The sequence below is a fragment of the Halomonas urmiana genome (assembly GCF_005780185.1).
In the GTDB taxonomy this organism is placed as follows: domain Bacteria; phylum Pseudomonadota; class Gammaproteobacteria; order Pseudomonadales; family Halomonadaceae; genus Halomonas; species Halomonas urmiana.
In genome coordinates, this window is the sequence record NZ_VBUI01000018.1 from 27,502 (window position 1) to 48,676 (window position 21,175).

Genomic DNA, 21,175 nt, shown 5'->3' on the forward strand with positions numbered 1-21,175 from the left:
TGTCATGATAAGGCTAGGGCGCCGGATTCGTGATGAGCGCTGATCCGAGATGGCCGCTCAGCGCCTCGGGTGAGTCTTCGAATCGGCACTCTTGTTCAGGCCGTTCGTTCAGCCCCTCAGTCGGTGCAGGGTGTCGACCAGCCGCTGGCAGAGGGCGTCGAGTGTCTGCTGCTGTTTGTCGTTGCCGAGCCGACCCTGATCGTCGAAGGCCTGCGCGGCCCTTGCCACGGCGAGCTGGTCGGGCAGCACGGTCACGCCGATGTTGGTGAGCAACTGGCGGGTCAGCGACAGGCTGCGCAGGCCGCCGAGTCCTCCCGGTGACGCGGAGACCACGCCGGCCAGCTTGCCCGCGAAGAGGTCCAGGCCGCTCTCGCCCTCATGAGGGCGAGTCAGCCAGTCGATGGTGTTCTTGAGCAGTGGGGTAATGAAGCCATTGTACTCCGGCGAGGCAATCAGCAGGCCATCGTGCTCGGCCAGGCCGCGGCGGAGTACCAGGGCGTTCTCGGGCAGGCCCTGCTCGGCCTCCAGGTCGCCGTCATAGAGCGGCATGGGGTGGTCGCGCAGGTCGATGAAGGTGGGGCGTCCGCCCAGGTGCTCGATGCGCTCGGCGGCCAGGCGCGCCAGCGCCTTGTTGTAGGAGCCGGCGCGGCTGCTGCCGGCAAAGACCAGGATGCGGGGGTGAGGCTGGCGATCCGTCATGTAGGCTCCTTCGGGGTCGACCGTTCTCCGGCAGGGAAATGTCGGTGCTGGTGCCGCCTGCCGGGTCGCCGGGATCAGGCGTGGTGGGGCAGGTGGCCGGCAAGGGTGCGGCGCAGCGGTTTTACCGCCAGCCCGACCAACACCACTAGCCCTACCCACTCGACCCAGGCCGGCAGCAGTTCGTTCACTGCCTCGATCTGACGGGCGATGTCGAGCTGCCACCAGCTTGTCACCGCATCCACGCCCAGTCCCAGCAGCACCGCGCTTGCCAGGATGCCGGCGAGATAGGCCACCAGGGCCCGGTTGCCCATCTCGCGGCGGAAGACCCTGAGGGTGGCCAGGCTGGTGACCGGCGCGGCGATCAGGAAGACCAGCACGGTGCCGGGCGAGACGCCGGCCAGCAGCAGACCGGCGGCGATGGGGGTGGCGGCGGTGGCGCACATGCCCGATCACTGCCATGACCAGCATGGCCCCCAGGCCGCTGCCCAGGGCGGCCAGCTGCTGTGGTGGCACCAGGGCGATCAGGGCCCCGGCGACCAGCAGGCCCACCAGCAGCCAGAGGCTGATGTCGTCGAGGATGTCGGTGAAGGCGTAGTGCAGCCCGTCGGCCAGTCGGCTGGCGAGCCGCGGCGCGGCGCTCTCGGCAGGCGTATCCCGCGCATCGCCGCAGCCGCTGGCGCAGCAGCTCCCGCAGCTATCCTCCGCCTCGGGCTCGACGTCGGCTGGCACACTCGTCGGCATGTCCGTCGGCACGGTACGGCCTACCAGCAGGCCGGTGACGATGGCGGTGAGCACGGCGCTGGTCGCCCGGGCTATGGCCATGAAGGGGCCGAGCAGGGCATAGGTAATGGCCAGGGAATCCACGCCGATGCCCGGGGTGCCGATCAGGAAGGCGGTGGCCGGGCCGCGTGAGGCTCCGCCGCGATACATGGCCAGTGCCGTGGGAATGGCCCCGCAGGAGCAGAGCGGCAGGGGGGCGCCGATCACCGCCGCCCTGGCGATGCTGCCCAGCCCCTGGCCGCCGACCCAGCGCTGCAGCAGGGCCTCGGAGACCAGCGCCTTGATCAGCCCGGCCATCACCAGCCCCAGCAGCAGCCAGGGGGCGGCGGAGAGGGCGACGGCCAGGATGGCGTTCAGCAAGGGCATGGGCGGGCTCCTCGGGGGAATACCCTATTCTGGGGGCGGCGGGCAGCCGTCCGTCAAGCGTGGCGCACACCGGGCGTGAAGGATGCGCCGCTCGTCACCCCTGGATCTCGGCGATGACCTCGCCGGTCTCCTCGCTGAGCCCCGTCTCCTGGAAGCCGAGGCTGGCATAGAAGTCCCGGGCGACCAGGTTGGTGGCCACATAGCAGATCGCGATCCGCTCGAAGGGGCCCTGTGCCCGGATCTCGTCCAGCACGCACTGCATGGCCCCGTACCCGATGCCTCTGCCCTGGTGGTGTCGGTCGACCATGAGACGGAAGATGTTGTAGGCCGGCGGCCGGTCGTCGTGGGCGAAGGATTCGTACATGAGAAAGCCGACCACCTCGCCGTCGCAATAGATGGCGCGAGGCCGGTAGGTGGGGTGCAAGCTCGATTCGGCAATGGAATAGAGGTTGTCAGCGACATAGTCACGCTGTGATGACGCGACTTCCAGCGCGATGACGGCCTCGAAGTTCTCGCGGGTGACGTCCTTCAGCGAGATGTCCATCGCCTCTCCTCCCTCCGGGGGCACCCCCGTTGCCTGGGCAGCGGCGTCGCGGCCGCTCAGTTGGGGCCCGGTGTACTGGACTTCCCGGGTATCGGGATTGTCCGGTGCACCTCACCCAGCCGCGGGCTGGCGACCCGCACGGTCACCTCGCCCTCGCCCAGGATTACCCAGCATACACGGGCCTGGTGGCTGTTGCCTTGGGAGCGCTGGAACCAGGGCATCTGGGCGGCGTCACCGAGGCCGCGGCCCCAGCCGTCCAGGTGGCCCAGCACCCGGCGGGCCCGGTCGGGTTCATGCAGCCGGCAGCCCCTGGTGGTGGCCTCGGCCTCCACGCCGCTGTTCCAGGGGCGCGCTCGGGCAGCCTGGACGCCATAACTCGGCAGGTAGCCATGGTTGGCCACCGTCACGTCCAGCGCATGGACGCCCTCGGCCAGCGGCGTGCAGTGCACCGCCTCGATCACCAGCCGCGGCATCATCGAGGCGACCTGTAGCCAGTAGACCGCCAGGCCGTCACAGATCGACGGCAGGATCTCCGGCGGCGGGTTCCAGATGCCGAGGTTTGCGTCCAGCCCGCCGATTTCCACCTCGCCCAGCTGGGGATGCGTCAGCGGTCGCCAGGCACCGAACAGCCGCTGGCCATTGCTGATCCGGTCCCATTGCGCCAGCCGCTCCAACTGCTCGCGGTCCAAGGCGGTGTAGTGGTCGATGAAGCGCTCGGGACGGGGTAGGCCGAGGCGCTGGAATAGGTCCCAGAGCTCGCAGACCTGGGCCACGCAGCCGCGCTGGTGATAGGCGAACTCGATGAGGTCGCCATGCAGCGGGGTCTCGGGCTGGTAGCTGAATTCCTCGTAGCTGCTCACGGTGGGATAGCCGGCGAGCGACTGGCCCCAAGCGGCCAGCTGACGGTAGAGCGCGAGGTCCTGCGGGTCCATGCGGCTGTCCGGGGCATCGACCAGCGGACGGATGAAGACGCCGCCGAAGGTGTGCAGGTTGAGCCAGGCGTAGAGGTTTGGGTGGGCGAGGGCGAAGTCGATGACGGCCCGGGTCTCGGGCGCGTCACCGGGGTAGTGGCCGGCGCCGACCTGCTCAGGTTCGGGCCACCAGCCCCAGGGGAAGTTGCGGTTGAAGTCCGGGGTGTCGGCCAGCCAGTCGGGCTCGGGGATCGTCTCGCCGTCCCAGTGCTCGATCACCCCCTCGGGGTAGAGCCGCCAGTAGGGCGGCGGATCCTCCACCCGGCGCGGCAGCATCAGCCCGGGATGGTCGGGGGAGGCGACGAAGTCGCCCGCCGCGTCGTGGCGGCGCAGGTAGCGGCAGCGGCCGTCGCCCTCTAGGTTCTCGGCGCGCCAGCGGGGGCGGTCGGGACTGCCGGCGGTGCGCCGCGGCGCGGAGCGCACGAAGCCACCCTGGCGCAGTACCTGTTCGGCACCGTCCGGCGAGAGGCGCGGGCAGATGTAGAACAGCACCTCGCGCAGCTCTCGGCACTGATGCTCGGGCCATCCCCCGGGAAGCAATTCGGGGTCCAGGTGCAGGGCCAGGACCATCTCCGCCACGGCCAGCGCGACGCTGGACCCGGCCAGCTCGGTGCCATGCATGTTGCCGTCCACCCAGACCGCGGGGCGCTGCCGGTCGGGCTCGGGGCCGAGGGTCAGCACCCACAGCTCGCGTCCCTCGGGGCTGGTGCCGAGGCTCTCCAGCCGGGCCAGCTGCGGGTGGTCCCGGGCCCAGGTCTCGAGCTGGCGGGTCAGCGCCGCGTGGCTCAGGTAGCGGTGGCGGAAGGGGCCGTTGAGTGTGTCTTGAGTCATGCCGATGCCTCGCCGTGCCGTGTTGCGCTGTCAGTATGGTGCATCCTCGGGGGAGGGGCGTCGCTGGCGCGCCTTACCCGAGCCTGGCCGGCTGTGCCAAGCTGGAGCCAGGATCAATCATGCATCGACGGGAGGCTCCATGAACGATCGGCGGCGCGAGGCGCTGGAGCACGAGCATCGCCCGGAGGTGATCGAGCGGCGGCTGCGCGCCCCCTCCCGGCTCCGGCACCTGCCCGATGCCATCCTCGGCGGCATCGACGGCTGCGTGACCACCTTCGCGGTGGTCTCCGGGGCCTTCGGCGCGGGGTTCTCGTCCACGGTGGCGCTGGTGCTGGGGGTCGCCAACCTGCTCGCCGACGGCTTCAGCATGGCGGTCAGCAACTACGAGGCGATCCAGGCCCAGCGCGAGCATGTCGACGGGGTGCGCCGCAGCGAGAACCACCATATCGACGCGGTGCCGGAGGGCGAGCGCGAGGAGATCCGCCAGATCTTCCAGCGCAAGGGGTTCGCCGGCGAGACCCTGGAACGGGTGGTGGAGACCATCTGCAGCGATCGCGAGGTGTGGGTGGAGACCATGGTCTCCGAGGAGCACGGCCTGCAGACCGTGGGGCTGAGCCCGCTGCGCTCGGCGCTGGCCACCTTCCTCGCCTTCCTGGTGGTGGGCGCCATGCCGCTGCTGCCCTATGCGATCCCTGGGCTTGATACCACTCGGCAGTTCCTGGCGAGCCTGGCGGTGGCCGGGCTGATGTTCTTCCTGATCGGCATGGGCAAGAGCCTGGTCTACCATCAGCCGGTGCTGAGGTCGGGGCTGCGAACCCTGCTGATCGGCGGGGCCGCGGCGGGGCTGGCCTACCTCACCGGCCACCTGGCGCAGGCGCTGTTCGGCGTGGGGCTGTAGGCCGTCCCGCCCGCCTTGACTCCTGGCACTTGCCAACCGGGTCTCTTACCCGCCCGCGGGGGTGAGCGTGATCCGGTTGGCCTGGCTGCTGGCCTGCTCGGGCCAGGGCGGCGTAGGCTGGGGGCACCGTCACGCCAGGGAGTCAACGAATGGATCGCTTCATGCAGGCCGCGCTCGAGGAGGCCCGCCATGGCCTCGAGGAGGGCGGCATCCCCATCGGCTCGGTGCTGGTGCACCGCGGAGTGGTCATCGGCCGCGGCCACAATCGTCGCGTGCAGCTGGGCAGCGCGGTGCTGCACGGCGAGATGGATGCCCTGGAGAACGCCGGGCGCCATCCGGCCGAGACCTACCGCGAGAGCATCCTCTACACCACCCTCTCGCCTTGCCCGATGTGCAGCGGTGCCATCCTGCTCTACGGCATTCCGAAGGTGGTGATCGGCGAGAACCGCACCTTCCTGGGCGAGGAGGCCCTGCTGAAGGCGCGTGGCGTCGAGGTGGAGGTGCTCCAGGATCCTGAGTGCATCGCGCTGATGGGGGGCTTCATCGCCGCCTCGCCCGAACTGTGGCACGAGGACATCGGCGAGTAGCGCCTGTAGCGTCAGGGCATGATGAAAACCCTACTGATCTGGGTCAAGTCGGCCGGGCAGGGCTGGACTACCTTTGAGGATGAGGCGGGCCTACTCGGGGAACGATAACCGGTGCCCCTCGGTGTCCGGTCCCTCCAGTTCCCATGGGTTTCGCCATTCCTGATCTGCATTCGAGGAGTCATCGACATGGCCAAGAAAGCGTCCAAGGATGTCCCGGTCTCGACCGAGAAGTCTTCCCAGCCATCGGAGTCCCGGGCGATGAGCCCGTTCCGGGAGTTCGATCGGATGCTTGATAGTTTCTTTGATCGCGGTGGGATGCCCTCGCGCTGGGAGCATCCCCTCTGGCAGCGCTTTGCCGCCTTCGAGAAGGGCATGCCGAAGGTCGACGTCATCGATCGGGATACCGAGGTGGTGGTGCGCGCCGAGGTTCCGGGCTTCGAGCGCGAGGAGCTCGACGTCTCGGTGACCGACGGCGCGGTGACCATCAAGGGCGACCACCGCGAGGAGAGCAAGGAGGAAGAGGGCGACTACTTCCACTCCGAGATCTCCCACGGCTCCTTCACCCGGACTGTGGCCCTGCCCAGCGAGATCGATGCCGACAAGGCGGCCGCCAGCTTCAAGAACGGCGTCCTCGAGCTGACGCTGCCCAAGCTCAAGCAGGCCAACCGCCGCAAGGTCGAGATCAAGTAACCATCCGGGAAGATCGGCAGACCGGGACGCCCGGCCTGCCGGCTCCCCTCGCGTGAGGGAACGACATGGACACTACCTGGGTAGTGGTCGCCGATCAGGCACGGGCACGGCTCTTCTCGGCGTCCGATCCGAGAGGGCCGCTGGAGGAGGTGGAAGACCTGGCCAATCCCGAGGGCCGCCTGCATGACCGGGACCTGAATGCCGACAGCCCGGGGCGCGCCTTCGACTCCATGGGCGAGGGGCGCCATGCCATGGGCAAGCACCATTCGCCCAAGGAGCAGGAGGCGATCCGCTTCGCCCATGAGGTGGGGGAGCGCCTGGCCACCGGCCTGCACGACGGTGCCTTCCGGCACCTGATCATCAGTGCCACGCCGCGCTTCCTGGGGCTGCTGCGCGAGACGCTGCCCGAGGCTGTCGCGACGTGCATCGTGCTCGAACTGCACAAGGACCTCACCGCCCTGAGCCGCGACGAGATCCGGGCCCACCTGCCGGAGCGGCTACCCCGGGAGCCTCTCTCCTCGCAGGGGTAGGGGCCGGGACCCGGATCGGGGAGGGAGACGATGGCCGGCGTGACCCTCTGGCTGACCGGCGACGTGATGACCGGCCGCGGCATCGACCAGGTCCTGCCGCATCCCGGCGACCCCCGGATCTTCGAGTCCTGCATGACCTCGGCCATCGACTATGTCCGGCTGGCCGAGCGAGTGACCGGCCCCATCCCGCATCCCGTCGACTTCGCCTACATCTGGGGCGACGCCCTGACGTGGCTCGAGCGCCAGGCGCCCGACCTGCGCCTGATCAACCTCGAGACGTCGGTCACCACCAGCGACGATGCCGAGCCCAAGGGGATCCAGTACCGCATGCATCCCGCCAACCTGCCGGTGCTTGCCGCGGCGGGAGTGGATGCCTGCGTGCTGGCCAACAACCACGTGCTGGACTGGGGACGGCGCGGGCTATGCGAGACGCTGACTGTGCTCGGGGAGGCCTGCTATGCCACGGCCGGTGCCGGCCTGGACCGGCAGCAGGCGAGGGGCCCGGCACGCTTCGAGGTCCTCGGCGGGAGGGTGCGGCTGCTGGCCTTCGGGCTGCCCAGCAGCGGCGTGCCCCTCGACTGGGCGGCCAGTAACGGCAGCCCCGGGGTCAACGTGCTCGCCGACCTCTCGTCCGCCGCCGTGTCGGCCATTGCCGCGGACGTCGCCCGGGGGCGCGAGCCTGGCGAACTGGCCCTGGTCTCGCTGCACTGGGGCGGCAACTGGGGCTACGCGATCCCCGATGCGCACCGGGCGTTCGCCCACCGCCTGATCGACGAGGCCGGCGTGGACCTGGTCTGGGGCCACTCCTCCCACCATCCGCTGGGCATCGAGGTGTATCGTGGCAGGCTGATCCTCTACGGCTGCGGTGACCTGATCAACGACTACGAGGGCATCACCGGCCACGAGGCCTTCCGCGACGACCTGGCCCTGCTCTACTTCCCGACCCTTTGCCCCACGGACGGCCGCCTGGAACGGCTGGTCATGGTGCCCCTGCAGCGCCGCCATTTCCGTCTCGAGCGAGCCCCCCGCGAGGAGGCCGAGTGGCTGTACCGGATGCTGAACCGTGAGGGAAAGCCGCTCGGCACCCGGGTACGCCGCGATGGCCCAGACCGGCTGGTGCTCGAGTGGCAAGGCGAGCAGTGATGCCGCTCAACTCATGGGGTGCCTGATGGCCCGTCCGGACCGGCGTCGGTTGGAGTGCTCGGCGTATCCTCTTCGGCGACGAAGGCACTGCGATGGAAGGCCGCCGCGGCTTCCACCTCGGCGAGGCCGCGCAAGCCGGGTTCCGGTGGTTCGTCGCCGGCCAGCACCTTCAGCACCGACCTGACGCCGCGCGACAGCGATATCAGGTTGTAACCGCCCTCCAGCACGAAGACCAGCCTGCCCCCGCACTGCCGGCGTGCCAGTCCCTGCAGGATGCCGGTCATGGCGGCAAAGCCGTCATAGGAGACATTCAGCGCCAGGTCATGGCTGTGGGGATCGAACCCTGCCGAGACCAGGATCAGGTCGGGTCGGAACCACTCGGCCGCCGGGACCAGGATCTCGTGGAAGGCCTTGAGATAGGCGGCGTCGCCGGTATCGGCAGGCAGGGGGACATTGATGATGGCGCCATCCCCGAGGCCCACCCCGACCTCCTCGAGGCTCCCCGTGCCGGGATAGAAGGGGGAGGCTCGGTGGATATCGAAGAACAGCACATCCGGGTCGGCCCAGAAGATGTCCTGGGTACCATTGCCGTGATGGGCATCCCAATCGATGATCATGACCCGCTGACAGCCGAGTACGGCCCGCGCATGGGCCGCGCATGGGCCGCCGCCACCGCCACGTTGTTGAACAGGCAGAAGCCGCGGGCGCGCACCGGTTCGGCATGGTGTCCGGGGGGCCTGACCAGCGCGAAGCTGCTCTCGGTGCGCCCCTCGATCACCGCTTCCACGGCGGCGATCGACGTGCCGGCGGCCACCTCGGCGGCATCGACGCTGCCGGGGGATACGGCCGTGGTATCCACGTCCAGCCAGGCGCTCTTGCCGCGCAGCTGGTAGATGCTGTTCAGGTAGGAGTTGGTGTGGACACGCCCCAGCTGCTCGCGAGTGGCCGGCATGCCCCTCTCGAAGGTCACCCCGGGGATCGGCTCGAGGTCCAGCAGGTGACGGATGGCGGTGAGCCGGGCGGGGTGTTCGGGATACTTCCAGGGTACGCCCAGACCCGACAGCAATGAGCGGACTCGCTTGTCCATGCGACCCGGCAGGAAGGGCACCTCGATATTCGGCTCATGGGCCAGCATCCGCTCGTCATAGAAGGCGATCACGCTGTTCTGTTCGGCCACAGCAAGGCTCCCTGTTGTGCGCAGCATACGGGCCAGACCCGGCAACAGCATATCAGGGGGATCACCGTGGGGGGAGAATGGCCCGTCACATCAGCGCATGGCATCGCGCAGGCGTTCCACCGCCAAGAACAGCTGGCGGCGCGGCTGGGCGCCCTCGAGCACGCCGGCGTGCTCGCCGTCCAGCGAGAAGCGCAGGCCCGGCACCCCGCCGATGCCGAGCTCCCGGGCGGTCTGCTGGTCGATCCGTACCTCCTGGCGAAACTCGCCCTGCGCCAGGGCCTGGCGCAGGGCCTGGCCATCCAGCTCGAGCGTCTGCGCCACCTGGACCAGTGCCTCGGGGGCGGCCAGGTCCAGGCTCTCCTCGAAGAAGCCACGGAACAGCGCCCTGCGCATGGCGCCGTCGGCCCCGGATCGGATGGCCTCCTGCGTGCGGGCCCAGGCACTGGCCTCGTGGGCCAGCCGCGAACGGGGCTGGCGGCGGGGCAGGCGCAGGGTCATGCCGCGCTCCGCGGCCATGGGATAGACTGCGCGTTCCCAGACATCGTGCAGGTAGTCGCCATCGGGGGTGAGGGTCGGCTCCGGTGCGGGGCGCAGCTCGAAGGCGCGCCAGCGGATCGTCACCTCGCCCCCGAAGCGCTCGGCCAGGGCATCGAGTTCCGGCGCCTCCAGGTAGCAGAATGGACAGACATAGTCGCTGAAGACATCGAGGGTGATCCGCGGCCGGGTCATGGGGGTCCCCTATGGCGATGTGGCAAGGCCCAATAGGGTAACAGCGAGCGGGATGCTGAGCTCAGGTTCAAGGGGATCGTCGCTCGGGCCCCGCAGCAAGGTGTCGACTGGAGCGGCGCGGGCGCCGGGTGTAGGCTTGCTGCCTTTCTCTCCATGCACAGGACATCTTCGATGAGCGATCTGCCCAACTGCCCCGAGTGCGGCTCCGAGTTCACCTACGACGACGGCATGCAGTACGTCTGCCCGGAGTGCGGCCACGAGTGGTCGAAGGACGCCGCAGCGGCGAGCGAGGACGAGGCGGTGATCCGCGATGCCAATGGCAACCCGCTGACCGACGGAGACACCGTAACAGTGATCAAGGACCTCAAGATCAAGGGCTCCTCCTCGGTGGTGAAGGTCGGCACCAAGGTCAAGAACATCCGCCTGGTCGAGGGTGATCACGACATCGACTGCAAGATCGACGGCATCGGGCCGATGAAGCTCAAGTCCGGGTTCGTCAAGAAGGTGTAATACCCCCTCGCCACATTGGGAGAGAGCACTCATGGCCAAGGATTCATCCCGCAACTCAGCCGCGGCCACAAACGACATCTCACTTCGGGGCAAGGTCGCGTTCCTGTCGAGTCCCCAGGCTTACACCGGTTTCGAGGGGGAGGTCGATGTCAAGGAGACCCACATGGCCTGGGTCTTCCTGACTGAAGACCGAGTCTACAAGCTCAAGAAGCCCGTCGAGTACAATCACCGCGACTGCCATGTTCTTCGCGACCGCGAGTTTCTCTGCCATGAGGAGGTTCGGCTCAACCGTCGCCTGGCACCGGAGGTCTACCTGGGCGTGGCATCGTTGAGGCTGGATTCCGAGGGCAGGCTGGCGCTCAATGGCGAGGGAGAGGTGGTCGACTGGCTGGTCGTGATGAAGCGTCTGCCCGAGCATCTCATGCTGGATGTGGCGCTGTCGCAGGGTACCGTCACCAAGGCCGGGGTCACCCGGGTCGCCGAGCGGCTCTCGAGCTTCTATCAGGGCCTGGAGCCGGTTGAGATGTCGGTAGAGACCTACCTGGATCATTTCAAGTGTGAGCTCGACAGGAATCGGGAGGTCATCACTGATGCGCGATTCTCGCTGGCGAGGGATGGCGTGGCGCCGATGCTCGACCGCCTCGATCGTCTGGTTGACCAAGAGCCTGACCTGCTGAGAGAGCGAGCCCGGCAGGGGCGAATCGTCGAGGGACATGGTGATTTGCGCCCCGAGCACGTCTGCCTCTCCGAGCCCCCCGTTGTCATCGATTGCCTCGAATTCAGTCGCCCTCTGCGGCTGGTGGACCCCTTCGACGAACTGAGCTTCCTGGGGCTTGAGTGCGACCGACTCGGGGCCGCTTGGATTGGCGAGCTGCTGGTCAACGAGTGCGCCCAGACGCTACTGGATTGGCCAGACAGGCGGTTGCTGGCTTTCTATACGGCGTATCGTGCCTGTCTCAGGGCTCGCTTGTCCCTCGCTCACCTGCTCGAGCCGGATCCGCGCACGCCGGACAAGTGGGAGCCGCAGGCCGAGGACTACCTGGCTCTGGGGCAGCGGGCCTGCCGTGAACTGGACGCGCCCTAATCTGCCTGGATTCCCGGCCTTTCAGGCCGGTAGAGGCGTGCCATTTACGCGGGGCCTTCGAGCAGCTCGGTAAGTGAGCCATTCTCATGGACGCGGCGGATTGCTTCGGCAAAGAGCGGAGCGGCGCTGACCACCTCGAGGTGTTGGCTGACGACCTCGGCGTCGAGGCGGGTCGGCGGGATGGTATCGGTCACGATGAGCTTCGTCAGTTGCGGGTCGCTAACCACCTGGTTGGCATCGCCGACGAAGAGCCCATGTGCCGCCAGCCCGACGACCGTCTTTGCGCCCCGGTCCAGACAGGCCTGGGCGGCACGCAGCAGGGTGCCCCCCGAGCTGACCAGATCATCCACGACCAACACAGTGGCGCCTTCGACCTCGCCGGTCAGCAGGGTACCGCTGACCTTGCCCTCGCTGCGACGCTTCTCCATGTAGGCCGCGCCGATCTCGCGATCCAGCATGGGTTCCAGCATCTCTTTGAAGCCCTGCGCCCGCTTGACGCCGCCCGGGTCGGGGGAGGCCACCACCACCTTGCCGTTGCCGCAGCGCTCGCGCATGTAATCGGCAAACAGGCGACGCGTATCGAGGGTATGGGTGGGGCAGCGGAAGGCGTTCTGGAAGGCGGCGGGGTTGTGAACATCGAGCGTCATCACGCCATCGATGCCCATGGCCTCGAGGAGCATGGCCAGATAGCGCGAGGTCAGCGGGTCACGGGACTTGGTGCGGCGGTCCTTGCGCGCATAGGCCATATAGGGAATGACGGCGGTGACCCGCTGGGCTCCCGCATCGTGGACGGCGCCAAGGAAGAAGAGTAGCCGGCAAAGCCGCTCGTTGACGCCTTGCTCCGGGGCGCCGTTGAGGCTCTGCAGGACATAGACATCCTCACCACGCACGCTTTCCAGCGGCCGCACTTTGTGCTCGCCGTCCTCGAAGTCGCGCTCCTCGTGTTCGGCAAGCGAGTGGCCCAGTGCCTGGGCCACCTTTTCGCCAAAGGGCCTACTGGCGTTGAGAGAGAATAGTTTCATGCCTCCCAACATAGACGCTGGGCCCTCTGCTTGACGAGCATGAAGGATCAGGCATCGTGGGGTGTCAGGCAATTCGGCAGGCTCTCGCGCAGCGAGTGGGGCAGGATCTTCAGGTCACGGAAGCCTCCGACATCCTCGTCGGCGACGTTGTCGGTCTGCATCAGGATCACCTGGTCCCGGGTCAGCGGCTGGCCGGGCAACCACGTGGCCAGGGCCGCTACCAGCCGCCAGGCGAGGAAGGGAATGGGCACCAGCGGCCGCTCGCGGTGCAGATGAGTGAGCAGCGTCTCGAGAATCTCCCGGTAGCTCAGTACCTCGGGCCCGCCGAGCTCGAAGAGACGTCTTGCGGTGGCAGAGCGACCCGTGAGTGTGGCGATAGCCCGCGCCACGTCCATCACGTGTACCGGCTGTAGCCGGGTCGTGCCGTGACCGAAAAGCGGGATCAGCGGTAGCCGGGTCAGGCCCTCCAGGCCGGAGAGGAAGGCATCCCCGGGGCCGAATAGCACGCTGGGTCTCACGATGATCGCCTTGGGCATGGCGTCGAGTACCGCATCCTCGCCCCGGGCGCGGGCTCGCACATAGGTCGAGGGCGAGTCGAGGGAGGCGCCGATACCCGAGACCTGCACCAGCCGGGCGATGCCCGCCGCCCGAGCCAGGCGGGCCAGCTGGCCGGCCCCTGCGACGTGGATCGCCTCGAAGCTCGCCTCGCGGGTCTCCACGTAGAGGCTGACGGCGTTGACCACGGCGCCGGCGCCCGCCAGTGCCGCGGTCACGCTCGCCTCGTCACGCAGGTCGGCGGTGACCAACTCGATGACGTCGCCCTCCTCGGCCCAGGCGGGCAGCGCCGGGTGGCGGGCGGCGATGCGCGCGGCCCGGCCGGTTTCAACCAGCTCCCGGACGATGGCGTCACCGAGAAAGCCGGTGCCGCCGAAGACCACTACGGGAGCCTCGCGCATCATCATCTCTCCTGTCGTCTTCTATGGTGACGTCGCGAGCCGCTGGCTGCGGGGCAGCGTCGCTCACTCTCGGCGCGGGTCATCGTCCTGCCGGTTCGCTTCCGAGCGGATGATCGCCCGCTTGACCAGGCGAAACACCAGCCAGTGCAGGGCGGCAAGCACCACCAGCACCACACCGATCAGCAACATGAAGGACATCGTCATCGTGTCGGCCTCGAAGGGATTAGCGACATGCTACCGAGGCGTCACGTCGCTGGGAAGATCGGCTGTCCATTAGATGAGAATGATTGGCATTATTAGGCAAATGGTGGCGAACGTGCCGCGATCCTGCCGGTTCTGACGCTTCCTGAGCTGCGGGGCTTCACATCAAATTCATACAGGACTAAACTGGTCCCCAATCGAACACGAGGGGGTCGAACCCCGGGGAGTCAGGCCTTGCTGAAGCTTTCCAGACTGACCGACTACGCGGCGGTGGTGATGGCGCAGATTGCCAGGCATCCCGAGCAGCCCCATGCCGCGGCGGAGCTCGCCGAAGCGGTCCAGCTGCCGCACCCCACGGTCAGCAAGACGCTGAAGATGCTGGTGCGCGCCGGGCTGCTGGAGTCGCGACGCGGCGCCCAGGGTGGCTACTCGCTGGCGCGTCCGGCCTCCCGGATCACCGCCAGCGATATCATCTCGGCCATCGAGGGTCCCGTGGCCATGACCGAGTGCAGCCAGGCCGGCGGTGCTTGTGACCTGGCCGCCACCTGTGGTGTGGCGGACAACTGGCAGCGCGTCTCGCTGGCCATCCGCACCCTGCTCGACAGCGTCACCCTGGCCCACCTGGCCGACACCAATCCGATCAAGCTGCCGGTGCAGCTGCCCATTCAGAGCGTGAGTCTGGCCGCCGAGGCCTGACGCACTCGAGTATTTCACTACCCGAGGCGAGCCAGCGCTCGCCGACCCAACCGCCCGGGAGGGGAGACATCATGGCAAGTCAGGAAATGGAACAGCTTGTCCGTCGCGAATACAAGGAAGGCTTCGTGACCGACATCGAAAGCGACACGGTACCGCCCGGCCTGGATGAGAGCACCATCGCCTTCATCTCGAACAAGAAGGGCGAGCCGGAGTGGATGCTGGAGTGGCGGCTCAAGGCCTACCACCAGTGGCTCAAGATGACGCCGCCCTCCTGGGCCCACCTCGACTACCCGCCCATCGACTACCAGGCGATCTCCTACTACAGCGCGCCCAAGCGCGATGAGGACAAGCCCCAGAGCCTCGACGAGGTCGACCCCAAGCTGCTCGAGACCTACGAGAAGCTCGGCATTCCGCTGCACGAGCGGGCGGCACTGGCCGGTGTGGCGGTGGACGCGGTCTTCGACTCCGTGTCGGTGACGACCACCTTCAAGGAGAAGCTGCACGAGGCGGGGGTGATCTTCTGCGCCATCTCCGAGGCGATCCGCGACTACCCGGAGCTGGTCCGGCAGTACCTGGGCAGCGTGGTGCCCCAGGGCGACAACTACTTCGCGGCGCTCAACTCGGCGGTCTTCACCGACGGCTCCTTCGTCTTCGTGCCGGAAGGCGTGACCTGCCCGATGGAGCTCTCCACCTACTTCCGCATCAACGCCGCCAACACCGGCCAGTTCGAGCGCACCCTGATCGTCTGCGAGAGCCGCGCCCAGGTCTCCTACCTGGAGGGCTGCACCGCGCCCCAGCGCGACGAGAACCAGCTGCACGCCGCGGTGGTCGAGCTGGTGGCCCTGGAAGACGCCTACATCAAGTACTCCACGGTGCAGAACTGGTACCCCGGCGATGAGGACGGCAAGGGCGGCATCTACAACTTCGTCACCAAGCGCGGTGACTGCCGCGGCGATCGCTCGCGGATCAGCTGGACCCAGGTCGAGACCGGCTCGGCCATCACCTGGAAGTACCCCTCCTGCGTGCTGCGCGGCAAGGATAGCATCGGCGAGTTCTACTCCGTGGCGGTGACCAACGGCCGCCAGCAGGCCGACACCGGCACCAAGATGATCCACATCGGCGAGGGCACGCGCTCCTATATCGTCTCCAAGGGCATCTCCGCCGGTCGCAGCAACCAGTCCTACCGCGGGCTGGTGAAGGTGGGCCCGCGAGCCAAGGGCGCGCGCAACTTCACCCAGTGTGACTCCCTGCTGATCGGCGATCAGTGCGGCGCCCACACCTTCCCCTACCAGGAGATCGGCAACAGCACCGCCACGGTGGAGCACGAGGCCACCACCTCCAAGATCGGCGAGGACCAGCTGTTCTACTGCCAGAGCCGCGGCATCTCCGAGGAAGATGCGGTCAGCATGATCGTCAACGGCTTCTGCAAGGACGTCTTCCAGGAGTTGCCGATGGAGTTTGCCGTGGAGGCCGAGGCGTTGCTGAACGTGACCCTGGAAGGCGCCGTTGGTTGAGAAAACGGCTGCGCGTCGCTCGCGCGTTTCTCCGGATTCGCGAAAAGGTCAAGACATTCAAGGAGTCGCGCCGGCGGCTCACCACGAATCAAAGGTAGTCAACATGCTCGAAGTCAAGGATCTGCACGTCACGGCCGAGGGTTCCGAGATCCTCAAGGGCCTCAGCCTGACCATCAACGCCGGTGAGGTCCACGCCATCATGGGTCCCAACGGGGCCGGCAAGTCGACCCTCTCGGCGGTGATCGCCGGCAAGGACGGCTACGAGGTGACGAAGGGCTCGATCACCTTCGAGGGCCAGGATGTGCTGGAGATGGAGATCGAGGAGCGCGCCCGTGCCGGCCTGCTGCTGGGCTTCCAGTACCCGGTGGAGATCCCGGGGGTGAAGAACATCTACCTGCTCAAGGCGGCGCTGAATGCCAAGCGCGAGGCCGAAGGGTTGGGCGAGATCCCGGCGCCGGAGTTCATGAAGCTGATCAAGGAGAAGGTGGCCTCCATGAAGATGGACACCAGCTTCCTGCAGCGCGCCGTCAACGAGGGCTTCTCCGGCGGCGAGAAGAAGCGCAACGAGATCCTGCAGATGCTGGTGCTGCAGCCCAGGCTCGCGATGCTCGACGAGATCGACTCGGGCCTGGATATCGATGCCATGAAGGTGGTCGCCGACGGCGTCAACTCCCTGCGCGCCGAGGACCGGGCCATCCTACTGGTGACCCACTATCAGCGCCTGCTCGACTACATCGTGCCGGACCGGGTCCACGTGCTGGTCGACGGGCGCATCGTCAAGAGCGGTGATGCCGCCCTCGCCCTCGAGCTCGAGAGCCGTGGCTATGACTGGGTGCAGGAGGAGTCCGCCGCATGAGTGAAGACGTGAAGACCTTCCTCGACCGCCTGGCCGAGCGCAACGCCGCCCGCGGGCCGGAGCCCACCTGGATCGCCGCACGGCGCCAGGCGGGTGCCGCGCGCTTCGAGGCCATGGGCTTTCCCCATCGCCGGGTCGAGGCGTGGAAGTACACCGACGTGCGCGCCATCGCCCGGGGCGACTTCGCCCTGGCCGGCGACGCCGAGTTCTCGCCCGCCAGCGCGGCGGCGCTGACGCTGCCGATCGAGGCGCACCGCCTGACCTTCGTCGACGGCGTCTTCGCCCCGGCCCTGTCGCGGCTCGACGAGCTGCCCGGGGGCGTTGCGCTGATGCCACTCTCGGCGGCCCTCGAGGAGAACCACGAGGCCGTGGGCGGGCCGCTGGGCCGGCTGACCGGCGTCGAGTTCTCCGCCTTCGCCGCCCTCAATACCGCCTTCATGGAGGAGGGTGCGGTGCTGCGGCTCGCGCCGGGCACCGTGGTCGAGAAGCCCATCGTGCTGCAGTTCCTCTCCCGGTCCGGCGAGCAGGCGGTGATGAGCCATCCGCGCATCCTGATCCAGATGGCCGGGCGTAGCGAGGCCACGGTGATCGAGCACCACGTGGGCGAGGAGGGCGCCGCCAACTTCACTAACCTGGTCGAGGAGATCATCCTCGAGCGCGGCGCGATCCTCACCCACTACAAGCTGCAGGAGGCCTCGCTTCAGGATCTGCATGTGGCCAGCCTCCACGTCGAGCAGGCCCGCGACAGCCGCTACACCTCCTTCAACCTGAACCTGGGTGGCGGCCTGGTGCGCAACGACCTGGTGGCCGAGCTCAATGGTCAGGGGGCCGAGGCCAACCTCTACGGCCTGTTCTACGGCCAGGGGCGTCAGCACGTGGACAACCACACCCTGGTCAATCACAACGCGCCGCGCACCTACTCCAACGAGAACTACAAGGGCATCCTCGATGACCGCGCCCATGGCGTGTTCAACGGCAAGGTGATGGTCAAGCGCGACAGCCAGCAGATCGAGGGCTACCAGAGCAACGCCAACCTGCTGCTCTCCGACCGCGCCGAGATCGACACCAAGCCCGAGCTCGAGATCTACGCCGACGACGTCAAGTGCTCCCATGGCAGCACCACCGGCCAGCTCGACGAGGAGGCGGTGTTCGCCCTGCGCACCCGCGGCATCGACGAGCAGACCGCCCGTGGCCTGCTGACCCTGGCCTTCGCCGGCGAGGTGATGGAGCAGGTGGATCTCGACGCCGTGGCCGAGCGGGTCGAGCTGGCCGTCGCCGGCAAGCTGCCCGAGCGTTTCCACCTGGCCGGCCTGGTGGAAGCCGCCGTGGCCCTGAACGAGGAGTAAGCGATGGCCGATTTCAGCGACCTGACGCTGGACGTGGCGAAGCTGCGACGCGACTTCCCGATCCTCGATCGAGAGGTCCACGGCAAGCCGCTCGTCTACCTGGACAATGCCGCCACCAGCCAGACGCCGCGCCAGGTGATCGAGGTGTTCGACGACTACTATGGTCGTTACAACGCCAACATCCACCGCGGCCTGCACACCCTGGCCGACGAGGCCACCGCGGCCTTCGAAGGCACGCGAGAGACGGTGCGCGCCTTCCTGAACGCCGCGGACCAACGCGAGATCGTCTTCACCCGCGGCACCACCGAGGCGATCAACCTGGTGGTGAGCAGCTGGGGGCGGGCCAACCTCAAGGCCGGCGACGAGGTGCTGATCTCGCGCCTGGAGCACCACTCCAACATCGTGCCCTGGCAGCTGCTGGCCGGTGAGCTCGGCTTCACCATCAAGGTGATTCCGGTCGACGAGCGCGGCGCGCTGGACCTCGCGGCCTATCGCGACCTCTTCACCGAGCGCACCCGCCTGGTTGCGGTGAATCACATTTCCAACGCCTTCGGCACCGTCAACCCGGTGGTTGAGATGGCTCGCGTGGCCCATGAGCACGGCGCCCGCATCCTGATCGACGGCGCCCAGGCCGCGCCCCATCAGGCCATCGACGTCCAGGCCATCGACGCCGACTTCTACGCCTTCTCCGGCCACAAGGTCTATGGGCCTACCGGCGTGGGCGTGCTCTATGGCAAGGCCGAGCTGCTCGAGGCGATGCCGCCCTGGCAGGGCGGCGGCGAGATGATCAAGACGGTCTCCTTCGAGGCGCCGACCACCTTCGCCGACATCCCGCACAAGTTCGAGGCCGGCACCCCGGCCATCGCCGAGGTGATCGCCCTGGGGCGTGCCCTGCAGTGGGTCCAGGGGATCGGACTCGAATTGATTGGCGCCTGGGAAGCGCGTTTGCTCGAGCATGCCACCGAGGGGATACAGGGCATCGAGGGGCTGCGTATCCTGGGCACTGCGCCGGACAAGGCGGGCGTATTGTCGTTCGTGGTTGATGGAGCGCACTCCCAGGATATCGGGCTGTTGATCGACCAGCTCGGGGTGGCAATCCGTACCGGCCACCATTGTGCCCAGCCGCTGCTGGCGCGGTTCGGGGTGGATGCTACCTGCCGGGCCTCTTTCGCCGCCTACAATACGCCCGAGGAGATCGACGTCTTCGTCGAGGGGCTCGAGCGTGTCATCGGCATGCTGCGCTGAGGCCTATCAAGGAGCGACATGAGCGATATCGAGCAGATAGCCACCCTCCACAAGGGGCAGGAGCTGCCCCTGCAGCGTGACGTGGCGGCGATCTCCATTCCCTTCGGCAAGACCGTGACCCTGACCGAGGACAGCATCGTCAGCGTGATGCAGGCCAAGGGCAGCACGGTGAGCGTGGGGTTCGAGGGGCGCCTCTACCTGATCGAGGGCGCCAACCTGGACGCCCTGGGCCTCCCGGCGCTGCCGCGCCCGACGCTTTCTGAGGCGGCCACCGAGGAGGAGATCGAGCAGTTCGTGTGGGACCAGCTGCGCACCTGCTTCGATCCCGAGATCCCCGTCAACATCGTCGACCTGGGCCTGGTCTACGGCTGTCGCATCGAGCGGCTGATCACCGGCGAGCGCCTCGTCACCATCCGCATGACCCTGACCGCCCCGGGCTGCGGCATGGGCGACGTGATCGCCGCCGATGCGCGTAACAAGATCCTCGGCGCTCCGCAGATCAGCAAGGTGCACACCGAGATCGTGTTCGATCCCCCCTGGAGTCGTGAGATGATGAGCGACGAAGCGAAGCTGGAACTGGGGATGTTCTAGCGGTTGCGCCGGGGAGATCCATGCGCCTGCCACTCTGGACGGTCTGCAAGGGAGTACTGATGACGCTGGGTGCGCTTGCGCTCCTGGCGGCGCTGCTGTTCGTGCTGGCCAACGTCTACGTGCTGGGTCGCACCGTGGGGCGCATCGAGCCGGTCTCCGCGCAGTGCGCCAGCGAGCCGGTGGGCATCGTCTTCGGTACCTCCCACTGGACGCGCAGCGGCAGCCGCAACCCGCACTTCGAGGGACGGATGGAGGCCGCCGCCCGGCTGATCCACCAGAGGCGGGTCGATCATCTGCTGATCTCGGGCGACAACAGCACCCGCTACTACAACGAGCCCGTCACCATGTGGCGCGACCTGCGCGGCCGCGACGTGCGCGACGTGGACATGACCCTGGACTATGCCGGCTTCAGCACCTTCGACACTCTGGCGCGGGCGCGGGACGTGTTCGGCGTGAAGCGTGCACTGCTGATCACCCAGGACTGGCACCTGCCGCGGGCACTGTTTATCGGCGGGGCACTGGGCCTGGAGGTGCGCGGCTGCGCGGCGCCGGAGCGTGCGGTGTCCGGGCTCTGGCGGCTCAGGCTGCGCGAGTGGGTGGCGCGGGTGGCCACCCTGGGAGATCTCTACGTGTGGGAGCGCGAGCCGCACTTTCTGGGGCCGCTCGAGCCGTTGGACATCATGCCGGACGAGCGCGAGCGCCTGCTGCTGCCGCCGGGGATGTTCAGCGTTTCTGGCGCTGCTTCTGCAGGCGATACAGCTCCTGAATCAGCGCCCGGCAGCCCTTCCAGCACTCCTCGATGACCGGCTCAAGCGGCTCGGGAAGGGGATGGGTGAACAGCGTCGAGAGCGCCTGCATCAGCACCCGCTCCTGCTCCAGCAGCTCGCCGATCACTACCTGGCTTTCGTTGCCCACGAAGCTCTTCAGCCGGCTCCACAGCCACATGTAGTCGTCGCGCTCCACATCGGCATCGCGGGGTAGCAGGTTGAGGTGCTTGCGCGACAGCTCCTGGAGCTCGTGCATCGACTGAGCCCTGGCCTCGTAATGAGGCTTCAGGGTGTCGCGCAGCGAGGGCATCAGGCGTTCCAGATTGTCCTGAAAATAGTCGATGCTGTCGGCCATCGCCTCGAGGGCACTGTCCATCGCCACCTGGCGATTGTCGAGAAACATGAGCGGTCACCTCCTCCGGTGACGCAGATTGTGGGGCTG

The 21,175-nt window shown here is 67.6% G+C and carries 25 protein-coding genes and 1 pseudogene; 14 read left to right on the top strand and 12 right to left on the bottom strand.

What is annotated here, in order from left to right; translation table 11 throughout:
* Nucleotides 1–108 precede the first annotated feature (108 nt).
* The 5 genes and pseudogenes from FEI13_RS12250 to FEI13_RS12265 all read right to left on the bottom strand — a co-directional run bounded on the left by FEI13_RS12250 (nucleotide 109) and on the right by FEI13_RS12265 (nucleotide 4,191).
* Complete coding sequence (locus tag FEI13_RS12250) at nucleotides 109–699, bottom strand: NADPH-dependent FMN reductase (protein WP_138181807.1); 591 nt, start codon at nucleotides 697–699, stop codon at nucleotides 109–111.
* A gap of 74 nt (nucleotides 700–773) precedes the next feature.
* The gene (locus FEI13_RS19480) at nucleotides 774–1,142 is read right to left on the bottom strand and encodes a hypothetical protein (protein WP_240036514.1); all 369 of its coding nucleotides are present in this window, start codon (nucleotides 1,140–1,142) and stop codon (nucleotides 774–776) included.
* Nucleotides 1,143–1,197: 55 nt separating this feature from the next.
* Nucleotides 1,198–1,845, bottom strand: a pseudogene (locus tag FEI13_RS19485) (permease); the annotation flags it as partial.
* A 94-nt stretch (nucleotides 1,846–1,939) separates the two neighbouring features.
* Nucleotides 1,940–2,389, bottom strand: a complete 450-nt coding sequence (locus tag FEI13_RS12260) for a GNAT family N-acetyltransferase (RefSeq protein WP_138181808.1) — start codon at nucleotides 2,387–2,389, stop codon at nucleotides 1,940–1,942.
* A 56-nt stretch (nucleotides 2,390–2,445) separates the two neighbouring features.
* A complete protein-coding gene (locus FEI13_RS12265) occupies nucleotides 2,446–4,191 on the bottom strand; it encodes a M14 family metallopeptidase (protein WP_138181809.1) in 1,746 nt (581 codons plus the stop codon).
* A 139-nt stretch (nucleotides 4,192–4,330) separates the two neighbouring features.
* Here FEI13_RS12265 and FEI13_RS12270 point away from each other — a divergent pair, with 139 nt between their 5' ends.
* The 5 genes from FEI13_RS12270 to FEI13_RS12290 all read left to right on the top strand — a co-directional run bounded on the left by FEI13_RS12270 (nucleotide 4,331) and on the right by FEI13_RS12290 (nucleotide 8,039).
* The gene (locus tag FEI13_RS12270) at nucleotides 4,331–5,089 is read left to right on the top strand and encodes a VIT1/CCC1 transporter family protein (protein ID WP_138181810.1); all 759 of its coding nucleotides are present in this window, start codon (nucleotides 4,331–4,333) and stop codon (nucleotides 5,087–5,089) included.
* A gap of 149 nt (nucleotides 5,090–5,238) precedes the next feature.
* Complete coding sequence (locus FEI13_RS12275) at nucleotides 5,239–5,676, top strand: nucleoside deaminase (RefSeq protein WP_138181811.1); 438 nt, start codon at nucleotides 5,239–5,241, stop codon at nucleotides 5,674–5,676.
* A 186-nt stretch (nucleotides 5,677–5,862) separates the two neighbouring features.
* Nucleotides 5,863–6,366: an Hsp20/alpha crystallin family protein gene (locus FEI13_RS12280; RefSeq protein ID WP_138181812.1), complete on the top strand. Its 504-nt coding sequence runs from the start codon at nucleotides 5,863–5,865 to the stop codon at nucleotides 6,364–6,366.
* 65 nt (nucleotides 6,367–6,431) lie between these two features.
* Nucleotides 6,432–6,896 (top strand): host attachment protein, encoded by a 465-nt coding sequence (locus FEI13_RS12285; RefSeq protein WP_138181813.1) that lies wholly within the window; start codon nucleotides 6,432–6,434, stop codon nucleotides 6,894–6,896.
* 30 nt (nucleotides 6,897–6,926) lie between these two features.
* A complete protein-coding gene (locus FEI13_RS12290) occupies nucleotides 6,927–8,039 on the top strand; it encodes a CapA family protein (RefSeq protein WP_138181814.1) in 1,113 nt (370 codons plus the stop codon).
* 11 nt (nucleotides 8,040–8,050) lie between these two features.
* Here FEI13_RS12290 and FEI13_RS19490 read toward each other — a convergent pair whose 3' ends face one another.
* From FEI13_RS19490 to FEI13_RS12300, 3 genes are all read right to left on the bottom strand, one after another.
* Nucleotides 8,051–8,656 (bottom strand): histone deacetylase family protein, encoded by a 606-nt coding sequence (locus FEI13_RS19490; RefSeq protein ID WP_240036508.1) that lies wholly within the window; start codon nucleotides 8,654–8,656, stop codon nucleotides 8,051–8,053.
* A complete protein-coding gene (locus FEI13_RS19495) occupies nucleotides 8,653–9,216 on the bottom strand; it encodes an arginase family protein (protein WP_240036509.1) in 564 nt (187 codons plus the stop codon). The genes FEI13_RS19490 and FEI13_RS19495 overlap by 4 nt, the downstream gene beginning before the upstream one ends.
* Nucleotides 9,217–9,306: 90 nt before the next feature.
* On the bottom strand, nucleotides 9,307–9,945 hold the full coding sequence (locus FEI13_RS12300) for a DsbA family oxidoreductase (RefSeq protein WP_138181815.1): 639 nt from the start codon (nucleotides 9,943–9,945) through the stop codon (nucleotides 9,307–9,309).
* A 171-nt stretch (nucleotides 9,946–10,116) separates the two neighbouring features.
* On the opposite strand from FEI13_RS12300, the gene FEI13_RS12305 reads away from it, so the two are divergent.
* The gene (locus tag FEI13_RS12305) at nucleotides 10,117–10,455 is read left to right on the top strand and encodes a zinc ribbon domain-containing protein YjdM (protein ID WP_138181816.1); all 339 of its coding nucleotides are present in this window, start codon (nucleotides 10,117–10,119) and stop codon (nucleotides 10,453–10,455) included.
* A gap of 31 nt (nucleotides 10,456–10,486) precedes the next feature.
* Nucleotides 10,487–11,539 carry a hypothetical protein gene (locus FEI13_RS12310; protein ID WP_138181817.1) on the top strand — a complete coding sequence of 351 codons (1,053 nt, stop codon included), beginning with the start codon at nucleotides 10,487–10,489 and terminating at the stop codon, nucleotides 11,537–11,539.
* Between the two features lie 44 nt (nucleotides 11,540–11,583).
* Here FEI13_RS12310 and FEI13_RS12315 read toward each other — a convergent pair whose 3' ends face one another.
* The 3 genes from FEI13_RS12315 to FEI13_RS19090 all read right to left on the bottom strand — a co-directional run bounded on the left by FEI13_RS12315 (nucleotide 11,584) and on the right by FEI13_RS19090 (nucleotide 13,721).
* Nucleotides 11,584–12,561 (bottom strand): ribose-phosphate diphosphokinase, encoded by a 978-nt coding sequence (locus FEI13_RS12315; protein WP_193555737.1) that lies wholly within the window; start codon nucleotides 12,559–12,561, stop codon nucleotides 11,584–11,586.
* 47 nt (nucleotides 12,562–12,608) lie between these two features.
* Nucleotides 12,609–13,517, bottom strand: coding sequence for a complex I NDUFA9 subunit family protein (locus tag FEI13_RS12320; RefSeq protein WP_138181818.1), 909 nt, complete (start codon nucleotides 13,515–13,517; stop codon nucleotides 12,609–12,611).
* Nucleotides 13,518–13,580: 63 nt separating this feature from the next.
* On the bottom strand, nucleotides 13,581–13,721 hold the full coding sequence (locus tag FEI13_RS19090; protein WP_158294543.1) for a hypothetical protein: 141 nt from the start codon (nucleotides 13,719–13,721) through the stop codon (nucleotides 13,581–13,583).
* Nucleotides 13,722–13,952: 231 nt separating this feature from the next.
* Between FEI13_RS19090 and FEI13_RS12325 the strand changes: the two genes are divergently transcribed.
* The 7 genes from FEI13_RS12325 to FEI13_RS12355 all read left to right on the top strand — a co-directional run bounded on the left by FEI13_RS12325 (nucleotide 13,953) and on the right by FEI13_RS12355 (nucleotide 20,769).
* Nucleotides 13,953–14,414 (top strand): SUF system Fe-S cluster assembly regulator, encoded by a 462-nt coding sequence (locus tag FEI13_RS12325; RefSeq protein WP_138181819.1) that lies wholly within the window; start codon nucleotides 13,953–13,955, stop codon nucleotides 14,412–14,414.
* A gap of 71 nt (nucleotides 14,415–14,485) precedes the next feature.
* Entirely contained in the window at nucleotides 14,486–15,928 is a 1,443-nt protein-coding gene (gene sufB, locus FEI13_RS12330; RefSeq protein WP_138181820.1) for a Fe-S cluster assembly protein SufB, read from the top strand.
* A gap of 103 nt (nucleotides 15,929–16,031) precedes the next feature.
* Nucleotides 16,032–16,784, top strand: coding sequence for a Fe-S cluster assembly ATPase SufC (sufC, locus tag FEI13_RS12335; protein ID WP_138181821.1), 753 nt, complete (start codon nucleotides 16,032–16,034; stop codon nucleotides 16,782–16,784).
* On the top strand, nucleotides 16,781–18,130 hold the full coding sequence (sufD, locus tag FEI13_RS12340; RefSeq protein WP_138181822.1) for a Fe-S cluster assembly protein SufD: 1,350 nt from the start codon (nucleotides 16,781–16,783) through the stop codon (nucleotides 18,128–18,130). The genes sufC and sufD overlap by 4 nt, the downstream gene beginning before the upstream one ends.
* A gap of 3 nt (nucleotides 18,131–18,133) precedes the next feature.
* Nucleotides 18,134–19,375, top strand: coding sequence for an aminotransferase class V-fold PLP-dependent enzyme (locus FEI13_RS12345; RefSeq protein ID WP_138181823.1), 1,242 nt, complete (start codon nucleotides 18,134–18,136; stop codon nucleotides 19,373–19,375).
* A gap of 18 nt (nucleotides 19,376–19,393) precedes the next feature.
* Complete coding sequence (sufT, locus tag FEI13_RS12350; RefSeq protein WP_138181824.1) at nucleotides 19,394–19,966, top strand: putative Fe-S cluster assembly protein SufT; 573 nt, start codon at nucleotides 19,394–19,396, stop codon at nucleotides 19,964–19,966.
* Nucleotides 19,967–19,986: 20 nt separating this feature from the next.
* Nucleotides 19,987–20,769, top strand: coding sequence for a SanA/YdcF family protein (locus FEI13_RS12355; protein ID WP_138181825.1), 783 nt, complete (start codon nucleotides 19,987–19,989; stop codon nucleotides 20,767–20,769).
* On the opposite strand, the gene FEI13_RS12360 is transcribed toward FEI13_RS12355, so the two are convergent.
* The gene (locus FEI13_RS12360; RefSeq protein ID WP_138181826.1) at nucleotides 20,690–21,136 is read right to left on the bottom strand and encodes a hypothetical protein; all 447 of its coding nucleotides are present in this window, start codon (nucleotides 21,134–21,136) and stop codon (nucleotides 20,690–20,692) included. The two genes, FEI13_RS12355 and FEI13_RS12360, sit on opposite strands and share 80 nt — an antisense overlap.
* Nucleotides 21,137–21,175 lie beyond the last annotated feature (39 nt).

What these genes read in the sequence shown, in the direction of transcription:
- FEI13_RS12250 (WP_138181807.1), bottom strand. Translation starts at nt 699, where the DNA reads ATGACGGATCGCCAGCCTCACCCCCGCATCCTGGTCTTTGCCGGCAGC.
- FEI13_RS19480 (WP_240036514.1), bottom strand. Translation starts at nt 1,142, where the DNA reads ATGTGCGCCACCGCCGCCACCCCCATCGCCGCCGGTCTGCTGCTGGCC.
- FEI13_RS12260 (WP_138181808.1), bottom strand. Translation starts at nt 2,389, where the DNA reads ATGGACATCTCGCTGAAGGACGTCACCCGCGAGAACTTCGAGGCCGTC.
- FEI13_RS12265 (WP_138181809.1), bottom strand. Translation starts at nt 4,191, where the DNA reads ATGACTCAAGACACACTCAACGGCCCCTTCCGCCACCGCTACCTGAGC.
- FEI13_RS12270 (WP_138181810.1), top strand. Translation starts at nt 4,331, where the DNA reads ATGAACGATCGGCGGCGCGAGGCGCTGGAGCACGAGCATCGCCCGGAG.
- FEI13_RS12275 (WP_138181811.1), top strand. Translation starts at nt 5,239, where the DNA reads ATGGATCGCTTCATGCAGGCCGCGCTCGAGGAGGCCCGCCATGGCCTC.
- FEI13_RS12280 (WP_138181812.1), top strand. Translation starts at nt 5,863, where the DNA reads ATGGCCAAGAAAGCGTCCAAGGATGTCCCGGTCTCGACCGAGAAGTCT.
- FEI13_RS12285 (WP_138181813.1), top strand. Translation starts at nt 6,432, where the DNA reads ATGGACACTACCTGGGTAGTGGTCGCCGATCAGGCACGGGCACGGCTC.
- FEI13_RS12290 (WP_138181814.1), top strand. Translation starts at nt 6,927, where the DNA reads ATGGCCGGCGTGACCCTCTGGCTGACCGGCGACGTGATGACCGGCCGC.
- FEI13_RS19490 (WP_240036508.1), bottom strand. Translation starts at nt 8,656, where the DNA reads ATGATCATCGATTGGGATGCCCATCACGGCAATGGTACCCAGGACATC.
- FEI13_RS12300 (WP_138181815.1), bottom strand. Translation starts at nt 9,945, where the DNA reads ATGACCCGGCCGCGGATCACCCTCGATGTCTTCAGCGACTATGTCTGT.
- FEI13_RS12305 (WP_138181816.1), top strand. Translation starts at nt 10,117, where the DNA reads ATGAGCGATCTGCCCAACTGCCCCGAGTGCGGCTCCGAGTTCACCTAC.
- FEI13_RS12310 (WP_138181817.1), top strand. Translation starts at nt 10,487, where the DNA reads ATGGCCAAGGATTCATCCCGCAACTCAGCCGCGGCCACAAACGACATC.
- FEI13_RS12315 (WP_193555737.1), bottom strand. Translation starts at nt 12,561, where the DNA reads ATGAAACTATTCTCTCTCAACGCCAGTAGGCCCTTTGGCGAAAAGGTG.
- FEI13_RS12320 (WP_138181818.1), bottom strand. Translation starts at nt 13,517, where the DNA reads ATGCGCGAGGCTCCCGTAGTGGTCTTCGGCGGCACCGGCTTTCTCGGT.
- FEI13_RS19090 (WP_158294543.1), bottom strand. Translation starts at nt 13,721, where the DNA reads ATGACGATGTCCTTCATGTTGCTGATCGGTGTGGTGCTGGTGGTGCTT.
- sufB (WP_138181820.1), top strand. Translation starts at nt 14,486, where the DNA reads ATGGCAAGTCAGGAAATGGAACAGCTTGTCCGTCGCGAATACAAGGAA.
- sufC (WP_138181821.1), top strand. Translation starts at nt 16,032, where the DNA reads ATGCTCGAAGTCAAGGATCTGCACGTCACGGCCGAGGGTTCCGAGATC.
- sufD (WP_138181822.1), top strand. Translation starts at nt 16,781, where the DNA reads ATGAGTGAAGACGTGAAGACCTTCCTCGACCGCCTGGCCGAGCGCAAC.
- FEI13_RS12345 (WP_138181823.1), top strand. Translation starts at nt 18,134, where the DNA reads ATGGCCGATTTCAGCGACCTGACGCTGGACGTGGCGAAGCTGCGACGC.
- sufT (WP_138181824.1), top strand. Translation starts at nt 19,394, where the DNA reads ATGAGCGATATCGAGCAGATAGCCACCCTCCACAAGGGGCAGGAGCTG.
- FEI13_RS12355 (WP_138181825.1), top strand. Translation starts at nt 19,987, where the DNA reads ATGCGCCTGCCACTCTGGACGGTCTGCAAGGGAGTACTGATGACGCTG.
- FEI13_RS12360 (WP_138181826.1), bottom strand. Translation starts at nt 21,136, where the DNA reads ATGTTTCTCGACAATCGCCAGGTGGCGATGGACAGTGCCCTCGAGGCG.